The organism is Dyella sp. AD56 (assembly GCF_002878475.1).
Taxonomy (GTDB): Bacteria; Pseudomonadota; Gammaproteobacteria; order Xanthomonadales; family Rhodanobacteraceae; genus Dyella.
Genome location: NZ_NRDP01000052.1, coordinates 1 through 947 on the forward strand (window position 1 = coordinate 1; position 947 = coordinate 947).

Annotated in this window: 1 protein-coding gene and 1 pseudogene; both read left to right on the plus strand. The window is 70.2% G+C overall.

Annotation, left to right across the window (positions count from 1 at the left end):
* The first annotated feature begins 24 nt into the window (after window positions 1-24).
* Window positions 25-654, plus strand: coding sequence for a type II secretion system protein GspM (gene gspM / locus DyAD56_RS23465; RefSeq protein WP_102303096.1), 630 nt, complete (start codon window positions 25-27; stop codon window positions 652-654).
* Window positions 651-947, plus strand: a pseudogene (locus DyAD56_RS23470) (hypothetical protein); the annotation flags it as partial. The gene gspM and the pseudogene DyAD56_RS23470, both read left to right, overlap by 4 nt.

Genomic DNA, 947 nt, shown 5'->3' on the forward strand with positions numbered 1-947 from the left:
GCCGGCGGCGGCTGGTAGCACGCCATGAAGCTGGCCGCGCTCAAGCCGCGCGACAGCCGCATCGCGGCGATCCTGCTGTTGCTCGTCGTGCTGGTGATCGCCTATTTCGCCCTGCTGCACTGGTGGTTCGTGGCGCCGCTGCAATCCATCCACGCCGAGATGGACGACCTGCGCGACACCCACGCGCGTTACGCCTCCGCCATCGCCGAGAAACCGCAACTGCAGCAGCGCATCGCCGCGATGGGCGCAGGGCAGGCGGCCAGTCACGCCTTCCTGCCCGAAGACGACCCCAACGCCGCTGCCGCCGGCCTGATGCAGCGCGTGGTCGATACCGTGGCCGCGCATCCCCAAGGCGGCGCCTGCGACGTCACCCAAAAAATGCCCGTCACCAACCCCCCGGCCGCCCCCGACGAGCCCTACCGCAAAGTCGCCGTGAGCATCAGCCTGCGTTGCGACGTGCAGCCGCTGGCCGAGACCTTGCACGACCTGGAGCAGGGCACGCCCTACCTGTTCGTCGACGATCTGAGCATCTACCGCAACCCGGTCGCCGCCATGCAACAGGCCGCCGCCCCGTTGGAAGTGCAGTTCACCCTGTCCGGCTACGTGCACCAGCCGCGTGCGAGCGGCGACGATGCCCAGGGCGGTGCACCATGAACGCCGCCGCCCAACGCCGCCTGACCCCGATCCTCGGGGGCGTGGCCGTGCTGTTTGGCGCACTGCTGCTGACCCTGCTGCTGGGCGTGGGCCGCAGCGTGTCCTGGGGCGCCACACGCCCGGCCACGCCGCTGCCACCCGCACACGACCAAGGCTTGCCACCGCCCGTACCGCTGGCCCAGTTCTCCGCCGTGTGGCTGCAACCGCTGTTCAACAACGACCGCAAACCCGTGATGCACGCCGCCTCCGGCGGCGCCAGCCTGGGCGACATGTCGCTCACCGGCATCATCCTC

Excerpts from the sequence above, each read along its gene's own strand:
- gspM (WP_102303096.1), top strand. The coding sequence starts at position 25 with ATGAAGCTGGCCGCGCTCAAGCCGCGCGACAGCCGCATCGCGGCGATC.